Source organism: Calothrix sp. NIES-2098 (genome assembly GCF_963875125.1).
Lineage (GTDB): Bacteria > Cyanobacteriota > Cyanobacteriia > Cyanobacteriales > Nostocaceae > Aulosira.
The window spans coordinates 78270-98611 of record NZ_CAWNKJ010000001.1 but is presented as its reverse complement, the minus strand read 5'-3'; the positions used below and the strand labels follow the sequence as shown (position 1 = coordinate 98611).

Here is a 20342-nt window from a genome sequence, read left to right as displayed (position 1 = left end):
CAAGTATTTTGGGTCATGGGTAAAGGGATATTGATGAACCTTCAGAAATCGGACAATTCATTATTCTCGTAAAATTTCCCAGCAGCCCAATCACCTTATTAGCGCTACTAGGTTTTATGATGCCTCGTTCTAAAATTCTAGCCACATCTTTCGATTATCACGGAGTTTACCCTTGCCCAGTCTGTCGCGTTGGTAAAATTACTCATATGCCATTAATGGAAGCGATGGCTTGTGACTTTTGTCAAGAGATTTTTACTGTCAACCTAGAACAACAGCAAATCAAGATGCCTTCTCGGCAACCGCCCTTAGTTTGGCGTTGGAATGGTTTTAGCTGGACAGAAGCTCAGTTAGAAGGAGTGGAACTGGGTTGGGGTTATGGGTTAGCAGCGATCGCTTTTATACTTTTGCCCACAACTTTAATTGGGATTGTGGCTTACAATTTTCCCCCATCTCCACACGAACTTATTACTTGGATACCATATATCTGGACTATATTAACTTTTCTGTTACATTTAGCAATTATTGTTTGGATTTTTATTGAAGTTTATCAAATTCCAGTGGCAGCTTATTTAAGAGCTATTAATCGATGGAGAAATGGATAGATGGAAAGATAGGAAGATAAAGAAAAATCAATAATAACTATTGGCTAAAGGGGAAATTCTAGAAAAGTCCCATAAAGCCGACTACTAAGAGTGGTTTGCCAACAGAAAAGTTATTGATGGACTGAGTTAGTCACTCTTGGCTTGTATAATAACTGTGTGAAAGTCTTCTGCTGTAAGAGTTCGCTATACAAGCAGTTGCAACAGAAATACCCTGTCTCTCGTTTCAGGTTTGGCGAAAGGGTGAAATTTGCCTACTCTGTGCGTAAGTACAGAATCAGCAGTCAACAAATATAATATCTGGCTTGTTATTGACGATCGTAGGAGTTTCACTAACTCCCTCATCATCAAATTGAGCAACAAAACTAGTTGCGATCGTTTTTAGATAATCTTAAAGGAGTAGAAAAATATGACAAAAACACTATATTAAGTAGCTTTTACAATAACTGATGCACCTGATAAAATTGCCGTACTCTATCAGTTAGCATATTAATATAACTTTTTTTGAGATAAAGGCTACTGTGGCTCAATTAATATATTGGGCTAGCCAGATAGCTAAAACTACTTCCATTGGCACTCAAAAACTCGAATTATATGTGTTATTAAATAGTACAAGTAAATAGAGATTTAATAAAGAATTAAGCCAATAGAGGGATGCATCACTGATAATTAACTTGAATGTCCACGAAAACATCTTATGAGCGAGTTGGAACGGTATTATAGAGTCTTGGAATTAGAGCCTGGTGCCACACTTGAGGAAGTGAACCAGGCTTATAAAGATTTGGTCTTTGTATGGCATCCCGATCGCATTCCCCAAGACAATCACCGTTTACAACAAAAAGCACAAGAAAAAATTAAGGCATTCAACGAAGCACGCGATAAATTGCGTTCGTTCAAACTTAAGCATCAACATACACATCATAAGCAACATACACAGCATACTCAAAATACTCAACATACAACTTACTCGCCGCCACCTCAACCGAAAAAGCCACCTGAAACACCCTATCAACAACCACCAAAAAATCCTGATTTGAGTGGACAAGATTTTAGTAGGGCAAATTTAAGCAACAAAGATTTATCGGGAAGAAACCTGAGTTTTGCCAATTTGAGTGGTGCGAATCTCAGCGATACTTTTATGCACAAAGTAAATTTAAGAGGTGCAAATTTATCGGAAGCAAATCTATTTAGAGCTAATCTACTTTTAGCCGATCTCCGAGAAGCCAATTTGCGCTCGGCTAATTTAATCGGAGCAGATCTTAGCGGTGCTGACTTGCGGGGAGCCGACTTGACAGGCGCGCGGATTCGCTCTGGCGAGCGCCTTTTGGTTAAACTAATCGGCGCTAATTTAGCTGGAGCCATTATGCCTGATGGTGCAGTTCATCAATAATTTGATTTGTCCTCTCTTACAAAGTTCTGTTCGCCGGAAGCCGGCGCTCCACGCCAGTTGCTTTCCGACGCAAGGCGACAGGAACGCACTGGCTCGACTTTGCGCTTTGTCATTGAGTTAAGATTTTCCCGCTAGGTTTTGCCAAAACTAAAGCGTGAATGACTAGTGATATTTGTATTACAAAAGTTATGCAACTCATGGCTGCTAGGCTAATGCTCAATCATAGAGATGAATAAATTATTGCAGACAATTTTTCCGAAACACCGTCTACTCTGGGCGGTTTTATTATTAGTTACAGCACTGATAGTAACGCTGGGAATTTCTGTTTCTCAAGGCGCAGTACCGTTGAGTGGAAGTGAATTGTGGCAAGCAATTCTTCACCAAGGCGATCCTATTAAGCAGACAATTCTCTGGGATTTACGACTCCCGCGTATTATAGCCGCTTTAATTGTTGGTGCAGCTTTGGGAATGTCTGGCGCACTGCTGCAAGGAATGTTACGCAATAGTCTTGCCGATCCCTTTATTTTAGGGATTTCCGCAGGCGCAGGGCTAATTGTCATAGTTATGGTAGTGTTGCAAATCTTTCCGGCTGCTATTCCTTTGGCGGCTTGGCTGGGAGCAATTGTAACTTCAGCTATAGTTATTTTTCTCGGTCGTGCGGGGTCGGGAATTGCTGTGGAACGCTTGATTTTAGGCGGAGTAGCGGTGAGTTCTTTATTTGGTGCAGTACAAAGTACATTATTGTTGTTAGCTGAAGACGGTCAAATTCAAATTGCACTTAACTGGCTAGTTGGTAGCTTAAATGGGCGAGGTTGGAAAGAAATTATTACTGCTGGCCCTTACATTATCGTGGCATTGTTGGGGGGATGTTTGCTAGCGCGATCGCTCAATGTTTTGGCTTTGGGAGATGATTTGGCTTTGGGTTTGGGAGTATCATTAACGCGATCGCGTTTGTTAATTGGTGGTGTTGCAACTTTACTCGCCGCAGGTGCAGTCAGCATCAGTGGCTTAATTGGGTTTGTTGGTCTTGTGGTTCCCCACGGTGTTCGCTTAATTGTCGGTACAGATCATCGCTTTGTTTTACCGCTTTCCGCACTGGCTGGTGCATGGTTGCTCATCTTTGCCGATTTACTCTCTAGATTGGGAGCTATAGAATTACCAGTAGGTTCCGTCACCGCTTTGCTGGGTTCGCCGTTATTTATCTGGTTACTTTATCGCCGTTCGGCTGGTTTCAAAGAGACTGGTGATTAAAGTATGAAGGGACAAAAAGATGAATAAAAAAGACAAATAACCAATTAAAAATGCCACTTGAATTACAAAATCTCACAGGCGGTTACAGCACTGTACCAATTATCCAAAATATTAACCTGACTCTACAAACAGGAGAATGGTTAAGTTTAGTTGGTGCTAATGGTTCTGGTAAGTCTACATTACTAAAATTGCTGAGTCGCATTCTCATTCCACAACAGGGAATAGTGTTACTTGATGGCAAGGCAATTCACTCTCAACCGCCAAATTTAGTTGCACAAAAATTAGCATTGTTACCCCAACAACAAACTGTTCCTGTAGGTTTAACTGTACAGCAATTAGTGAGTTTGGGACGTACACCACATCAACCTTGGTGGCAATGGGAATTAACAGCTAAAGATAGGCAGAAAGTAGAAGCAGCAATTGCCAAAACGCAACTAGAAAAATTTAGCGATCGCCTAATCGAACAACTTTCCGGCGGGGAGAGACAACGCGCTTTTTTAGCATTAGCATTGGCGCAAGAACCGCAAGTATTATTGTTAGATGAACCGACAACTTATTTAGATATTAACTATCAACTACAGCTATTAGAATTACTCAAAGAACTTAATCAGCAACAAGAATTAACTATTGTTACTGTATTACATGAATTGAACTTAGCTGCACGCTATAGTTCCCGTATCGCTTTATTAAAACAAGGTCATCTCTGGGATATTGGTACACCGGAAGCAGTTCTCACACCCCAGGCGATCGCGCAAGTCTTTGGGGTGGAATCTGTAATTATTCAAACACCGGTTGGTTTACAAGTTTGTGCGATCGCTGCTGTCTAAGTCAGCTAGTTGCTAACTAGATAAGCATCGAAATTACTGAAAAAACTATTTTTGTTATACAGCATAGCCTCATGGGAACACTAGTTAATAGCTAAAACGTTATTAATGCTAGGTTCTATCAATATGCTGACTGCATCGTTAAAAATTCCAGGATATAGGATTGACGAACAAATCTACGCAGGAAATAGAACACTTGTTTACCGGGGAATCAGAGAACAAGACTTGCACCCTGTGATCCTGAAGATGATGCAGAATGAATCTCCTAACTTTAGCGAAATTATCCAGTTTCGTAACCAGTACGCTATTGCTGCAAATCTCGATATCAACGGCATTATCAAACTATATAGTCTGGAAGAATATGGTAATGGCTATGTTCTGGTAATGGAAGATTATGGTGGTATCTCTTTATCCAGTTACCTGAATCACTATACTACTTCAGGTAAATTAACCCTAGAAGAATTTTTTCCCATAGCTATTACAATTACACAAACTCTTGGCGAACTACACCAAAAACGAATTATTTATAAAGATGTTAAACCTGCCAATATTTTGATTCACCCCCAAACCAAACAGGTTAAACTAATTGACTTTTCTATCGCCTCATTATTACCACGAGAAACCCAACAACTACAAAACCCTAATATTTTAGAAGGAACTCTAGCTTATATTTCTCCCGAACAAACTGGCAGAATGAATCGCGGCATTGATTATCGTACAGATTTTTATTCGCTAGGCGTGACTTTTTACGAGTTATTGACAGGAGATTTACCTTTTGTAACATCCGATCCAATGGAGTTAGTTTACTCTCATATTGCTAAACAACCAGATCGATGCAAAATTAAAAATATCCTGCGTGAAGCACAAAACGCTACACAATTTAAAAATGAACCATCCATTCCTCAAGTTCTGTGCGATCTTGTGATGAAACTGATGGCGAAAAATGCGGAAGACCGCTATCAGAGTGCGGCTGGTCTAAAGTATGATTTAGAGTGGTGTTGCGATCGGTGGCAAGAAAAACGAGCGAATGCATCCTTCCAACTTGCACAGAAAGACATAAGCGATCGCTTTTTAATTCCAGAAAAACTCTATGGTCGTCAAAAAGAAGTACAGACTTTACTAGCAGTATTCGATCGAGTTGCAGGGGATCGAGAACAAAACGATAAAACTTCCGATCTATTACCTCAAAGCGAATTGATTCTCATACAAGGTTTTTCTGGTATTGGTAAAACTGCTGTAGTTAATGAAGTGCAAAAGCCTATTGTCCGGCAAAGAGGCTACTTTATTGAAGGCAAGTTTGACCAGTTTCAACGTAACATTCCTTTCTCTGCTTTTGTGCAAGCATTGCAGGATTTAATGGCACAAATCCTTACCCAAAGCGATGCTCAAATTACTCAATGGAAGCAGGAAATTTTAACAGCACTGGGGGATAATGCTCAAGTAATTATTGATGTCATTCCCGAACTTAAAAAAATTATTGGTGCGCAACCAGCAGTAACAGAACTTTCGGGTAATGCTGCACAGCAACGCTTTAATCGCTTATTTCGCAAATTTATTCAAGTATTTACAACCCCAGAACATCCATTAGTAATATTTCTGGATGACTTACAGTGGGCAGATACAGCATCGCTACAATTGCTACAGATGCTGATGAGTGAAGATAAAATCGGCTATTTATTATTAATTGGAGCCTATCGCGATAATGAGGTTTCTGATAACCATCCCTTAATCCTGACGTTAGAAGAAATTCATAAGTCTCAAAATAAAAGCGCGATTACAACTATTAGTTTAGCTCCTCTCACTGCTACAGATCTAAATCATTTGTTTGCAGATACTCTAAGTTGCAAACTAGAATCAGCATTACCTCTCACACAACTAATTTATCAAAAAACACAGGGAAATCCTTTTTTTAGCATTCAAATGCTGAAAACACTCCATGCAGAAGGACATATTACTTTTGTACCAGAGATGGGTAATTGGCAATATGACTTGCAGCAAGTAGAAACTTTAAACCTCACAGATAATGTTGTGGAATTTATGGTTTTGCAATTGCAAAAGTTACCACAGGCGACGCAAGATGTTTTAAAGTTAGCAGCTTGTATTGGCAATACATTTGACTTAGTAACACTGGCAATTGTTTATGAAAAATCTCTAGCACAAACTGCCAATGATTTATGGTCAGCTTTAGCTGAAGGGTTAATTATTCCTGTAAGTCAAACATATAAATTATTTCAACAAGAACGCGAGCGAATCAATGTAGAGGATGAATTTCCGACTGACAATGCCAACTTATATTTAGCTGAGACAGAGCCAAGTTTTTCAGACCATACTCAACTTCATATAGTTGCCGATCTTCAGTACTGGTCTGCATCTCCTGTGGAAGATAACCTTGTGTCTTCTCAAGATTATGTATACGAATTCCTCCACGATCGCGTCCAACAAGCAGCCTATTCTCTAATCGATGAAGCACAAAAACAGAGTACTCATTTACAGATAGGAAAATTACTCCTGCAAAATATCTCCGCTACAGAACAGGAAGAGCAAATTTTTGAGATTGTCAATCAATTAAATTTAGGATGGCAATTACTAACCGAACCGCAAGAACGAGAACAAATTGCCCAATTAAATTTACAAGCAGGACGTAAAGCCAAAGCATCGACAGCTTATGCTACAGCATCACAATATTTAGCGATTGCCATGCAGTTGTTGGCTGATGATAGCTGGAGCAAACAGTATGAACTAACGTTTGCAATTTATAAAGAACGTTCAGAAGTTGAATATCTTAATAGTAATTTTCAACAGTCAGATTTATTAATTCAAGCAGCCTTAATCCAGGCAAAAACAGCATTAGAAAAAGCTGAATTATATAATTTACTAATTGTGCAACGAACGCTGCAAGCAGACTATGTAGTAGCAATTCAAGCTGGTAAACAAGCTTTATCGCTCTTAAATATTCATTTTCCCGAAGACAATCTTAACTCTGCCATCGATTTAGAAATTGCGGCAATTCAATCTTACTTAGAGAATCAGAAAGTTGCTGCTATTTTAGAATTACCAGAAAATCCCTATCCTATTTATCGTTACGCAATTCAGTTACTAATTAATTTAGATCCACCTACTTATATTAATTCCGAACTGGATTTATATATTTTAATTACAGCGAAGGCTGTCAAGTTATCAATTCAATATGGCAATGTTGCCGAATCTGCTAAAGCCTATGCTAATTATGGTTTTCTTCTCGGTTCGTTTTTTGGAGATTACTCTACAGGATATGAGTTCGGAGTTTTAGCTACTGAAATCGCTGAAAAATTCCAAAATAAAGGTCAAAAATGTCAAGTTAATTTATTGTTGGGTAGCTGGTTAAATAATTGGATGAGATCGGCTCATTTAGCGATTCCCATCAACAATGCAGGCTATCAAGCGGGATTAGAATCTGGAGAATTACAGTTTGCTGGTTATAATCTTTTCGGTAATATATGCAATCAATATTTTCAAGGAAATAACCTCAATACTATTCGCTTAGATATCAATAAGTTTCTTCCTTTTGCTCAACAAACACAAAATACCCTATTATTTGAGGTTTTACAGGAAACGCAGCAGGTAATAGATAGTTTCATTGGCAATTGTAATTATCAAGATTCTCCCAAAAGCGATCGCATCAGCCACACACCAATGGCGCTGGCGATCGCCCACATTATCCAAGCCCAATTAGCTTATTTGTATGCACAGTATCAACTGGCTTTAAAGCATATAACCCAAGCAGAAACTTATTTGCCAGCAATTTTAGGCTTTACAACCTCGGCTAGTTATCCTTTTTATCATGCTTTGATCTTAGCTGCGCTTTATCCTCAAGTTCCACCATCAACGCAACGCCAATATTGGCAAAGCTTAATTAACCATCAAAACCAATTGAAAATTTGGGCTGATAATTGTCCAGAAAACTTTGAGCATCAATATCTGTTAATTCAAGCAGAAATGGCTCGAATTAAGAAGCAAGAATCAGCGGCGATGGATCTTTACGATCGCGCGATCGCTACAGCTAAAACTAATGGGTTTACGCAAAATGTAGCTTTAGCCAATGAATTGACTGCAAAGTTTTGGCTGACAAAAAATAAACCGAATATTGCCCAACTTTATTTAACTGAGGCTGTTAGTGCCTATACTCAATGGGGGGCTATAGCAAAAGTTAAATGTTTAGAAGCAAATTATCCAGAGTTGTTGGAGTCAAATCAAGCTTTATACTGGGCAGAATTAGAGTATCAACAAAAAACAACTATCTCTAGCACTAGTACTAGCCAGAATTTCTCCGCACAATTAGATTTTGCTGCCTTTTTAAAAGCTTCACAAGCGATCGCCGGCGAAATTCAACTCGATCAACTCCTGTCAATTTTGATGCAAGTTATGTTGGAGAATGCTGGCGCGAAAAAATGTGTACTTTTATTGCAAAAAAATCAGCAGTTAGCGATCGCAGCCATAGCTGGTTTTAATGAAGAGAAAATTTTCTCGCCAACAGATGTCTCAGCCATTCCATTAGAACAAAGCCAGGATGTTCCACTTACCGTCATCAACTACGTTAAGCGCACTTTAGAACCCTTGGTAATAGATGACATTGCGACCCAATCTCTATTTGCTAGCGATCCCTACATCATCCAAAATCAACCGAGAAGCGTATTGTGTACCCCGATTATTAATCAAGGTGAGTGGATGGGTTTGCTGTATTTAGAAAATCAACTGACAGCAGGAGTTTTTACACGCGATCGCTTAGAAGTGGTGCAACTATTAATAGCACAAGCCGCCATTTCTTTAGAAAATGCTCAACTCTACACTGATTTATCAAAAACCACAGCAGAACTCAAGCAGGCGAATACCCAATTAGCAGAATATTCTCACACTCTAGAAGAAAAAGTCGCAGAACGGACATCACAATTAAACGCCAAAACTCAACAATTAGAAGAAGCATTTAAAAACCTAAAAACTGCTCAGGCTCAACTAATTCAGAATGAGAAAATGTCTTCTCTAGGACAATTAGTAGCAGGAATTGCTCATGAAATAAATAACCCGATCAGCTTTATTTACGGTAATCTCACTCCTGCTAATGAATATATTGATAATTTAATGTCTGTCTTAAAATCCTATCGCCAACACTATCCAAAGCCTACACCTGAGCTACAAGCCGAAATTGCCAAATTTGAACTCGATTTCATTACCGAAGACTTACCAAAATTGCTCAATTCCATGCAGGTAGGTGCAGAGAGAATTCGAGATATTGTTATGTCACTACGGAATTTTTCTCGTCTTGATGAAGCAGAAATCAAAGCTGTTGATATTCATGAAGGTATTGATAGCACGTTGATGATTTTGCAAAACCTCCTGCAAGCCAAACCAGAACGTCCAGAAATTTTTGTTATTAAAGAATACAGCAAACTTCCCGCAATTGAATGTTATGCTGGACAACTCAATCAAGTCTTTTTGAATCTGATAATGAATGCTATTGATGCTTTAGAAGATTCAGTTATTCAGGGTAAAACTGCCGAAAAACTCCAAATTTGCATCCGTACAGAAATTTGTAATGCAAATCAAATCAAAATTTGTATTGCTGATAATGGTATTGGGATCGGTGATAGTACTAAACCTTATGTATTTGACCCGTTCTTTACTACTAAAAAAGTTGGTCAAGGTACAGGTTTAGGATTATCCATTAGTTATCAAATCATTGTAGACAAGCACCAAGGGCAATTAGAATGCCAGTCTATACCAGGTGAAGGTGCAGAGTTTATTATTACCTTACCGATCCGGCGTCAGAGATTTAAGATAGTAGAGACTATTTAAAATTTCCTACTCTCTCTAACTCTAATAGCATTTGTTCTAGAAGGTCTTCCATAACTTCTTGATTTAAAGAATGCAAAATTGTCGGGCCGGATAGAAAGTCAGTAATGCTGATTTTCTCTTCCCTGAACTCTTGCACAAAATCGCGAATTTGAGTCACAACATTTATCTGTACTTCTACTGTTTCTAACATCTGATCAATCGCGTCAATCCCATTTTTTGCAGCTTTCCGCGAATCTGTCACCATCGCACCTTCAGGGGTATTTTTCGCCTGACGCAGTTCCCGCTTTAAGCTCTCATACTGATTTTTCAGAATTTGGTTTTGCTGTTCTAAGTTTTTACATTTTCGAGTTAGATCGTCCTCACTATTATTATCAATTAATTCTCCTAGTTCGTGCTGTTTTTCAATTTCTAAAAGTCTAGCCAAGTCACCTTCTTGGTAAGCTTTGTTAATTTCTTTCATGATTTCCGTATGGTACATCTGCGTTTCGCTATCTGTCACCTTATCCGGATGAAATATTTCCGCTAGTCTCAAAAATGTCTGGCGAATTTTTCGAGATTCCTCTTTGTTATTAACGGTAGCAGAGGAAAATTCTGATTGTTCTTGCCAATTTTGATGACGATGTTCTGCACCGGAAGAGAAATCATTCTCTGACTGAAAATTACCAAAAAGCTCGTCTAAATCTGGCTCTTCCCGTTCGCGATCGCGTTGGGGGCTGATGATTCCTGCTAACTGAAGTTTACGGTAAACTGCCTTAATATTTTTTTCAGTTTGTTTACCAAATTTTCTGGTAGCAAAAATCTCATCAAACAATGCATGAATTTCTCGATCGAGATCTGCCATTTTTTTGAGACTAGGAGTAGCTCGATGAAATATGTCTGTGGCTAGAGAACGCATTTGTTCGACAAAGTTCTTCAGTTCCGTTCGCTTGCGTTTAATTTGTTTTAATAGCGATTGATGTTCTTTATCTAGAGCCTCTAAGCGGATATGTAGTTCCGAGAGAGCCAATGGCCTTGATTCGGGTGTGGTAGAGGTAGGTGAAGTTGTTCGTCGCGGCATAAAAGACCTAAATCGAGGTGAAATAAAGAACAGAACTGTTATACAGAAAATATGCTCTTAATCAATCCGACTCAGAGCAGAATCATGAACCATCGATACGCAGATAAATCCAGATAATTTATCAACATATGTGGGTTTTTAAATCCCAGTTTCCTTGAACTAAACCGTATTGCTCTATAGATGATACATGATTGGCGATCGCCAACTACAACCAAGAATCTAAAGGTTAGATAGCTAGGGAGAATTTCACAAAAAATTTAGGATTAACTATGTTCGCTCTTTTCAGAATTTTATAGACCGATGTTGTAGATATTTTGCAGATCGAGTACTATCTGACGAAATAGAAATTTAGCCGTTGAATAATTCTTGAGGAGGTGATGGAGCAGAGATGTTACGTGCTATTTATAGTCATACCAAACGCGATCGCAGCTGGCTCAGGCTTTGATTTAACTTATTGCTTAAGAGTTCTTATATTGTCATATCTACTATAAATTAGGGAAGCATATTTATATGTCAGTCTGGTTATCTATTGCACTTGGTTCTTATATTTTGGGAGCCATAATTCAATGGTTACAACTCAGCGATAAACTTCAGGAATTGGAGGAATACACTAACTTTCCCATTATTTGGGCAGCAAATTTAGTTTCAAAATGTGGTTGCTTTCTCAAAGCCTTAATTTGGCCTTATAGCTTAATAGTTGATAACGAGAGCTAATCTAATTTTTCCTCAAATTTTGATTGCACTCGCAGCAATTATATATAAAATTCCTCCATCATTCCTCAACCCATTGTCCGGGATCTACTTGATAGTAGCGTTGCAGTAACTCGTATAGTGCTGGATGTTTCTGTCGTAACTGATGCGGTTTTTCAAAGAAGGTTTCAGTAGCTACAGCAAAAAACTCTGCTGGCTTTGTTGCACCATACCTATCCATAACAGTTGTCAAACCTTGTTGTACATCATTGCAGAGTTGCTGATATTCTACTGTCATTACTTGCGCCCAAATCGGATAGTCTGATTTTCGTTGCAAAATTGGTACGCCTTCCGCTTTGCCATCTTCTTGATCTAATTGATGCGCAAATTCATGTAGTACAACGTTATGTCCGTCCTTCCAGTTGTGAGTGTCTTGTTCTACCTGTTCCCAAGAGAGTACTACTTGATCCCGACTCCACGATTCTCCCAGCCTGGCTTCCCGCCTTTCTTCCATCACATAATCCCCAGTGGCTATGGTTTCTGTTACTACATAAGTGCTGGGATAAATCAAAATTGAACGCAGTTTTGAGAAGTATTCACCTCTCTCATTGAGTAACAGCAAGCAAGCAACAGATGCAATAGTTAATTTCATTTCTTCTGTTACTTGCAATCCTTTACAGCCAATGAATTGTTTTTCGGCTAAGAACACTTGAATATGTCCCTGAAGTCTTCGGCGTTCATCAGGCGCAAGTTTTAGATAGATAGGCAGCTTATTCTCGATAATTGCCTGCCAAAGTGGCGGAAAAGGTCGGTATTTAATGCGATTTCTTCGCTGTTTAGTAATTAGGGGGCCGATCAGAATACCAGTAACAATCAGTCCCAGGATGAGAAAAATAATAATTGTTGTGCCCATTGATTTTGCGCGATCGCGGTGTTACTGGTTTTACCGATACTTCTATATATAGCAATTAGTACAGGATTTACACATCTCTCAATTACTCGTTTGGCTCAAGCTGGCTTTGGCTATCGCGCATCCAGATTATTCTTTCTCACACACATTTAAATCTACTTTTTCGGTATTTCTGAAAAATAAGTGAGGATAGCTACCATAAATCTACTTATTTTATAGCTTGTTAGCGCTTATATTTGTCTATGAAAGATTTTTTATTAAAAACTAAAATTACAGATGGCAAAACTATAAATAATTTACTGTAGCACTGCTTATATCAATCGCCAATTGATTCTATTAGTCAATTTATTTAACTGTCACAATGTTACTTACATAACAGTTATACATTAACTTATAATACCCACCTTATATCCCCTGTTCGGCAATTACTCCTACCAGCAGTCAAAAATGGACTTTTAAATATATTGACCTAGATAGATTTTATATAAAATAAACAAATCTATCATTTTTTGGATTAAGCAGTATTAATCCGAAATACCTTGTACAGCCAGTGTTTATACAACTATGGCAGAGGTTACAAAAAATTTTCCACCTCTCCATTCCCCAGTCATCTCAAAAATTTAATAATTATTTCATTTTGTTAGCAACAAGCTACTTCTGGAGTAATTCTTCATTTACAGACGCTGAGGATATTTAGAGCAAAATTTGCATATAAATTTTGTTATGTTACGCAATTCAACCATATATATACATTCGTAAAATTTCTAATATTAATGCCCCAGAACATGAGTTATTAATAAAACCTATCTATAGATGGATGAAATCAGGAACGTTTATATTAGCAATAACGTCACTGCCCACTGTTGAGACTGCATCAAAGTCGAGATGCTCATCCAACCTCTAAAAATTGGATTCGATCCTACCCCCAACTAGCTCATAAATTCAGGTATGTTTACTCATGGCCAACTTATCCGTTCGCGATTCCCAACAAAATCAGGCGCTGATTGAAGCTACAGACTGGAACGTTATTGAAACAGAATTCGATCCCGCCCAGCTGCATCATAAAGAGACAGTTTTTACCCTCAGTAATGGTTACTTAGGAACCAGGGGTAGTTTTGAGGAAGGCTATCCTCAGGATTCCGCAGCCACACTCATCCACGGCTTGTATGACAAAGTAGCAATTGCCTATACCGAACTTGTTAACTGTCCCAGCTGGCTGCCATTGATCGTTAAAGTGGCAGGCGATCGCTTTAGTATGGACAGTGGTGAAATTCTCAACTACGAACGACGCCTAGATTTACGTTTAGGTATACTGAGCCGCGATGTCCGTTGGCGTTCTCCTCAAGGACATACCCTAGATATACACTTCGAGCGATTTGCAAGTTTAGCAGATCAACACGTCTTAGCAATTCGCGCTCAGGTGACATCCTTAGACTTTGAAGGTGAAGTCAGTTTTGAAGTTGGATTAGATCCTGAACCCCAAACCCAAGGCGTACCCCATTGGAAAACCCTCAATCAAGGTGGCGTAGAACAGATTATCTGGCTGTATAACCAAACTCGCCACTCAGAAATTCAGTTAGGGATGGCAGCTAAGTTAGTAGTAGAAGGTGAAAATCCCCCGCCTGTAAAGCTAGAAAATGCTGATACTTCTCCCAGCTTAACAACAACTTTCCAGGTAATACCAGGCGAAAGCGTTACTGTAGAAAAGATTGTCACCGTGTTTACTTCGCGGGAAACAGAAATTCCCATTGCAGCAGCGCTACAAAGATTAGCAGATGAACCCCGTTACTCAACCCTCTTGGCAGCTCACATTGCCGCTTGGGAGCAAGTATGGCAAGACAGTGACATTATTATTGAAGGCGATCGCCAAGCGCAGTTAAGTGTCCGTTACAATTTATTTCAATTATTAGCTGTAGCACCGCGTCACGACGACCGTGTGAGCATTCCGCCCAAAACCTTATCGGGTTTTGCTTATCGCGGACATATATTTTGGGATACAGAAATTTTTATTCTTCCGTTCCTGACCTTAACTCAACCAGCTTTAGCCCGTAACTTACTCACCTATCGCTACCACACCTTACCAGGAGCGAGACGTAAAGCCCAAGAAGCCGGATATCAAGGAGCCATGTTTGCTTGGGAAAGTGCTGATACTGGCGATGAAGTTACGCCTCGCTGGGTTCCCCATGCTAGCGGTAACGGTGACTTAGTTAGAATTTGGTGCGGTGATATCGAAGTACACATCAATACTGATGTCGCCTATGCTGCTTGGCACTATTGGCAGAATACAGATGATGATGAATGGATGCGCGATTATGGCGCAGAAATTATTTTAGATACAGCAGTTTTCTGGGAAAGTCGCGTTAATTGGAATCAAGAGCGTCACACCTACGACATTTTAGATGTGATTGGCCCCGATGAAAACCACGATCGCGTCAATAATAACGCCTTCACCAATTTAATGGTGCAATGGCACTTGCAATCTGCTTTAGCGCTGTGGGATTGGTTGAAGCAAGCTTATCCAGAAAAATCCGCACAACTAGCGCAACAACTCAACTTAACCACAGAACGTTTGCATCAATGGGTTGACATCCAAGAGCATCTATATGTGAATGAGGATAAATCAACTGGCTTAATTGAGCAGTTTGAAGGCTTTTACCAACTTGAAGAAGTCAATCTTCAAGACTACGAACCACGTAGCAAATCCTTACAAGGTTTGTTGGGAATTGAGGCGACAAACGCAAAGCAGATTCTCAAACAGCCAGATGTATTGATGCTCATTTATTTGCTACGAGAGCGCTATGACTATAAAACCCTAGCTACCAACTGGGATTATTACGCCAAGCGTACCGATCATACCTATGGTTCCTCTCTCGGCCCGGCAATTCATGCCATCTTAGCTTGCGACCTCAATCAACCTACCCACGCTTATACTCATTTTCTCCGGTCAGCTTTGGTAGACTTAGAAGATGTCCGGCGTAATGCAGCCGAAGGAATTCACGCCGCAAGTGCTGGAGGAGTTTGGCAGGCTGTGGTATTTGGGTTTGGTGGTATTAGGATGACTCAATTTGGCCCTGTTGCCTGTCCGAATCTGCCTCCGAGTTGGAAACGCTTGAAATTCCGGCTGCAATGGCGCAACGAGTGGTATGACTTCGACTTGCGACAAGAAACAGAAATGGAAATTGCTAACAAACAAGCAGATGTGAATCTGCAAACTGCACACCCCCAAATTAAGGGCGTCATCTTTGACTTAGATGGTGTGTTAACCGATACTTCTGAGTTGCACTATTTAGGCTGGAAGCGAGTAGCCGATGAAGAAGGTATCCCCTTTGACCGAGAAGCCAACGACGCGATTCGAGGTTTGCCCCGTCGAGAAACTCTACTCCAAATTTTAGGCGATCGCCCTGTCACTGAAGAGAAAATTCAAGAAATGATGGAGCGTAAAAATGCTTACTTCTTGGAATTAATCGAGGAAATTACCTCAGACGATTTGCTACCTGGAGTAGAAAACTTGTTGCAGGAATTACGCGCTGCTGGAATCAAAGTCGCTTTAGGTTCATCTAGTAAAAATGCTCAGACTGTCATTCAACGCTTAGGTATCAAAGATAAATTAGATGCCATAGCCGATGGCTACAGCGTCTCTCAACCCAAACCCGCACCAGACCTTTTCCTATTTGCTGCCCAACAAATCGGCATTTCACCATCCCATTGTGTTGTCGTAGAAGATGCTAATGCTGGGATCGAAGCAGCTAGATCTGCCGGGATGTGGTCTGTAGGCTTAGGGCCAGTAGAGCGCTTGGGTAAAGCGAATGTAGTATTACCCAGTCTGGAAAGAGTAACTTGGCAAGACTTGCAACACCAGATAGCTAACAGTGAAAAGCCAGCAGTATTAGTAGAAGCAACGGTTTAAACATCCGGTCTTTTGAGCAATGAGTCTAGTCTCACTCATTTCTCATAACTCAGCATCGCTAAAACAATTCATTTTTCCTTCCATCCCACCCTTTCTTAGGGTGGGGTTTTGCTTTCATCCACTTTATCCAAGCAAGAGAAGTTAAGACAGACAAAGCAGTAATGCAGGAAGCAGTCGGGAAGAAATGCTTTGACCTTTGACTCTGGACTCTGAACAAAGGATAAATGACCAATGACTAATGACAATATTGTAAACAAATGTAACGATATTGCCGTCAAAACGTTTTACTGTCTTGACAAGCCAGAGGGGAACCGATAACGTAATATACATACCCGGGTAAGGCCGTCAAAGAGTTATATGCAAACGAAGCAAAAGGTTACTTTGTATTTATCACCGGAACTGCACAGAAGGCTGAAGATTCGTTCAGCAGTTGATTCTGAACCAATGTCAGATCTTGCAGAACGCGCCCTATTTTTTTACTTATCTAATTCAGAATTAGTTGAAGAAATAGAAGCTTCTTCTTATGGAAGAACTCATAGAGTATATTCTTGCCCCGAATGTGAAAGTTCTTTGGTGTTGCGAGATGGAGAACTAATTACCTTAAATAACCAACCAGCGGTAATTGGTCATCAAGATATATCCATTGATGAAATGGATGAAGAAAAAACCCATCCTATGGGTGAGGAAGAGTTAGTTCCTTGCTAGATATGAATTATGAATAATTAAATTCATAATTCAGTTGTCGTTACCACCGAAACGATGTCTGTACTGTACTAAGGTCTCAAGTAGGTCGATATGAAAGAAGAGCTCAATATTCTAATTCAAGCTCAATACCCTCTAATCTACCTTGTGACCTCCGAGGAAGAGCGGGCTGAGCAGGCAATCTCCACAATCGCCCAGTTATTAAAGCCCCAACGTCGAGTATTTGTTTGGACAGTAACTCACGGCATCGTGGAGTATGGTCAACCCCGGAATGTCACTCAACACAATACCGTTTCTCCAGAAGCAGCGATAGAGTGGATTATTCGGCATAAAGAACCCGGTATATTTATTCTTAAAGATTTACATCCATTTATAGACGCACCTGCGACAGCAAGATCGCTAAGAGATGCGATCGCTAGTTTTAAAGTATCGTCGCCTAATTCACCGAAAAACATTATATTAATGTCGCCGGTTCAACAAGTGCCCATCGAATTGGAAAAGGAAGTTGTCGTTCTCGACTTTCAATTACCAGACATGGCTGAGTTGAATAAAGTTTTAACTCACCATTTAGATCAAAATCGTGGGCGAAGATTGACAACAGAGGCGAGAGAAAAGCTTCTAAGAGCTGCCTTGGGTTTAACTAAAGACGAAGCTGAAAAAGTCTATCGTAAGGCACAGGTAACTACAGGGCGTTTGACGGAAGATGAAGTAGATATAGTTTTATCTGAGAAGAAACAGCTAATTCGGCGCAATGGAATATTAGAGTACATCGAAGAAGATGAAACCATTGATGCTGTAGGTGGCTTAGAAGAGCTGAAAAAATGGCTCAAGCAACGCTCCAACGCTTTTACAGAAAAAGCTAGAGAGTACGGTCTACCTCAACCTAAGGGGATGCTAATTCTGGGAGTTCCAGGTTGTGGTAAATCGCTAATTGCGAAAACTACTTCCCGACTGTGGGGATTACCAATTTTACGCTTAGATATGGGTAGAGTTTACGACGGCTCAATGGTGGGTCGAAGTGAAGCTAACCTGCGTAATGCCCTCAAAACAGCAGAATCAATTTCTCCAACGATTCTGTTTATTGACGAGTTAGATAAATCCTTTGCTGGTAGTGCTGGTTCTGGCGATTCAGATGGTGGTACTTCCAGTCGGATATTCGGTTCTTTCCTGACCTGGATGCAAGAGAAAAAATCTCCGGTGTTCGTAATGGCTACCGCTAACAGAGTGGAACGCTTGCCTGGAGAATTCTTGAGAAAAGGTCGCTTTGATGAAATTTTCTTTGTGGATCTGCCCACTCCCGAAGAACGTCAGGATATATTTAACATCCACCTGACGAAGCGTCGTGAAGACATCTCTAGGTTCGATTTAGGACAATTAGCTAAGATGTCCGATGGCTTTTCCGGGGCAGAAATTGAACAAGCGATTGTTGCGGCAATGTACGAAGCTTTTGCCCAAGAGCGTGAGTTCACCCAATTAGATATTATTGCTGCGCTAAAGTCAACACTGCCGTTGTCTCGTACTATGCAAGAACAGGTCACAGCGTTGAGAGACTGGGCCAGACAGCGCGCTAGACCCGCAGCATCCTCCGTTGCTGAATATCAGCGAATGGAGTTTTAAAAGCTTTCTCCTGCTAACCCAGGGGGAAAGGCTAGCATTTACTGCTAGCAGTTATAGAAAAAAGCCGCTTTTAATTTAAGCGCGGCTTCCCCAAAAACAAACCGTTGTCGTTTTTTCTCAATCTTCTCTTTGGAGGAAACCCAAATGTCTCACTTTAGCACTCTGCGCACCAAGATCACCGATGCAGAAATCCTCAAAGCATCCTTGCGCGACCTAGGTATCAGCGTGAAGACTGAAGCTGATGTCCGTGGTTATAACGGTCAGCGTGTGCGTTCTGACATCGTTGCTGTGTTGGAAGGCGAATATGACCTCGGTTGGTCTCGCAACAGTGATGGTTCTTTTGACCTAATCGCTGACCTGTGGGGCGTTGCTAAGAAGCACAATCAAACTGAGTTGATCAACTCCATCAACCAAAAATATGCAGTTAACAAGACCTTGGCTGAAGTAAAACAGCGCGGTCTGCAAAATGCCAACGTCAAGTTGGTGTTGCAATAGTAATTTCTCTGCGCGTTCCCAAAGCTGCACGGGCTAACCATGTAAATAGCGGTTAGCCCGCTTTTTTTGTGAATAAGATAATTACCTTTGTTAACCGTTAACTTTCAACCTAAAATCCCCTGTACTAGATTCAGTCAGGGGATTTTTGTCTGAGTTATACATTTAAATAATGGTTGCATCTGTAAAGTTTCAAGAAACCAAATTTTTATGTTTCCATTTCATGTATGCCTCCATTGAAGGAAAGTATTGAATAATCCCATCTAATCCTTCCGGTCTTCCCTGGAGATAAGCCTCCAAATAAATAGAATCCTGCATTTTGGGCAAAGATCCCGCATCGCGATCGCGACAACCTTGTTGATAACGAATTTCTCTTAAGTGATTTAGCATATAAATACATCCTATTATATCTATCAAGCTCCTATTTATACTCTATCTATTCTGCTTGATAGCAGCAAATATTCCTTTTTTTTAAACTGATAAATACAAGTTATCACACTATTTGATTAGTAACGTACTCATGAGCTTTTCATAAAAATAAATAGCGATCGCCTCAGTTTTTAGAATCAGCGATCGCCATGAATATACAAAGTTGATTGGATGATGATTGACAATTTTAGTTTGTGAGCAATGGCTCAAATATTAGTGGAGGGAAGATATCTGAAACAAAGGCTTCAACATTGATAGGGTTAACAACAATACTGAACTCATTCTCTGCTTCAGTCAAAATAACTTGATGCGCATCTGTTAAACCCGAAATCTCAACATTGCCTGTAAAATCACCTCCAGTTCCGGATACGTTTACGCTAACAATACTGTTAGCCCAAGATCCATCCAAAAATGACGTTCCACTCGTCACTTGAACATGAGTACTAACACTTGCTGAGTTACCTGTACTAGTTCCCCATACACGTGCTGTAACAGCAATACCGCCATGAATAGCGGTTTTATTAACAACTCTCTCCAAATAGCTTAAATCAGAAATATTCATTGTTGAATTACCCAATTTCAGAATTAATTATCTGTTGTTATAACCAAGTATGTGCTTGGCACTAATTTGTTTTGCGTTATTTG

At 40.0% G+C, this 20342-nt stretch carries 14 protein-coding genes; 10 read left to right on the top strand and 4 right to left on the bottom strand.

Annotated elements, in window-relative coordinates; genetic code table 11:
• The first annotated feature begins 119 nt into the window (after positions 1-119).
• The 5 genes from AACU33_RS00365 to AACU33_RS00345 all read left to right on the top strand — a co-directional run bounded on the left by AACU33_RS00365 (position 120) and on the right by AACU33_RS00345 (position 9893).
• Positions 120-602 carry a hypothetical protein gene (locus AACU33_RS00365; RefSeq protein WP_096586522.1) on the top strand — a complete coding sequence of 161 codons (483 nt, stop codon included), beginning with the start codon at positions 120-122 and terminating at the stop codon, positions 600-602.
• A 694-nt stretch (positions 603-1296) separates the two neighbouring features.
• Complete coding sequence (locus AACU33_RS00360; protein ID WP_096586521.1) at positions 1297-1989, top strand: pentapeptide repeat-containing protein; 693 nt, start codon at positions 1297-1299, stop codon at positions 1987-1989.
• 228 nt (positions 1990-2217) lie between these two features.
• The gene (locus AACU33_RS00355) at positions 2218-3240 is read left to right on the top strand and encodes a FecCD family ABC transporter permease (RefSeq protein WP_339375670.1); all 1023 of its coding nucleotides are present in this window, start codon (positions 2218-2220) and stop codon (positions 3238-3240) included.
• 50 nt (positions 3241-3290) lie between these two features.
• On the top strand, positions 3291-4067 hold the full coding sequence (locus AACU33_RS00350) for an ABC transporter ATP-binding protein (protein WP_096586520.1): 777 nt from the start codon (positions 3291-3293) through the stop codon (positions 4065-4067).
• 105 nt (positions 4068-4172) lie between these two features.
• On the top strand, positions 4173-9893 hold the full coding sequence (locus AACU33_RS00345) for a trifunctional serine/threonine-protein kinase/ATP-binding protein/sensor histidine kinase (RefSeq protein WP_339375669.1): 5721 nt from the start codon (positions 4173-4175) through the stop codon (positions 9891-9893).
• On the opposite strand, the gene AACU33_RS00340 is transcribed toward AACU33_RS00345, so the two are convergent.
• Positions 9886-10950: a J domain-containing protein gene (locus tag AACU33_RS00340; RefSeq protein WP_096586519.1), complete on the bottom strand. Its 1065-nt coding sequence runs from the start codon at positions 10948-10950 to the stop codon at positions 9886-9888. The genes AACU33_RS00345 and AACU33_RS00340 overlap by 8 nt on opposite strands.
• Positions 10951-11460: 510 nt before the next feature.
• Here AACU33_RS00340 and AACU33_RS00335 point away from each other — a divergent pair.
• Entirely contained in the window at positions 11461-11664 is a 204-nt protein-coding gene (locus AACU33_RS00335) for a hypothetical protein (RefSeq protein WP_096586518.1), read from the top strand.
• A gap of 58 nt (positions 11665-11722) precedes the next feature.
• Here AACU33_RS00335 and AACU33_RS00330 read toward each other — a convergent pair whose 3' ends face one another.
• Positions 11723-12553: a M90 family metallopeptidase gene (locus AACU33_RS00330; RefSeq protein WP_096586517.1), complete on the bottom strand. Its 831-nt coding sequence runs from the start codon at positions 12551-12553 to the stop codon at positions 11723-11725.
• Between the two features lie 955 nt (positions 12554-13508).
• Here AACU33_RS00330 and pgmB point away from each other — a divergent pair.
• The 4 genes from pgmB to AACU33_RS00310 all read left to right on the top strand — a co-directional run bounded on the left by pgmB (position 13509) and on the right by AACU33_RS00310 (position 19271).
• Positions 13509-16457, top strand: a complete 2949-nt coding sequence (gene pgmB / locus AACU33_RS00325) for a beta-phosphoglucomutase (RefSeq protein ID WP_096586516.1) — start codon at positions 13509-13511, stop codon at positions 16455-16457.
• A gap of 357 nt (positions 16458-16814) precedes the next feature.
• Positions 16815-17162: a hypothetical protein gene (locus tag AACU33_RS00320; protein WP_096586515.1), complete on the top strand. Its 348-nt coding sequence runs from the start codon at positions 16815-16817 to the stop codon at positions 17160-17162.
• A 90-nt stretch (positions 17163-17252) separates the two neighbouring features.
• The gene (gene ycf46, locus AACU33_RS00315; protein ID WP_096586514.1) at positions 17253-18776 is read left to right on the top strand and encodes a stress-responsive protein Ycf46; all 1524 of its coding nucleotides are present in this window, start codon (positions 17253-17255) and stop codon (positions 18774-18776) included.
• A gap of 144 nt (positions 18777-18920) precedes the next feature.
• Positions 18921-19271: a DUF1257 domain-containing protein gene (locus tag AACU33_RS00310; protein ID WP_015136553.1), complete on the top strand. Its 351-nt coding sequence runs from the start codon at positions 18921-18923 to the stop codon at positions 19269-19271.
• Between the two features lie 189 nt (positions 19272-19460).
• Here the strand turns inward: AACU33_RS00310 and AACU33_RS00305 are convergent, their stop codons facing one another.
• Both AACU33_RS00305 and AACU33_RS00300 read right to left on the bottom strand, forming a co-directional pair.
• On the bottom strand, positions 19461-19658 hold the full coding sequence (locus tag AACU33_RS00305; protein WP_096586513.1) for a hypothetical protein: 198 nt from the start codon (positions 19656-19658) through the stop codon (positions 19461-19463).
• Positions 19659-19884: 226 nt separating this feature from the next.
• Positions 19885-20259, bottom strand: coding sequence for a hypothetical protein (locus AACU33_RS00300; RefSeq protein WP_096586512.1), 375 nt, complete (start codon positions 20257-20259; stop codon positions 19885-19887).
• Positions 20260-20342 lie beyond the last annotated feature (83 nt).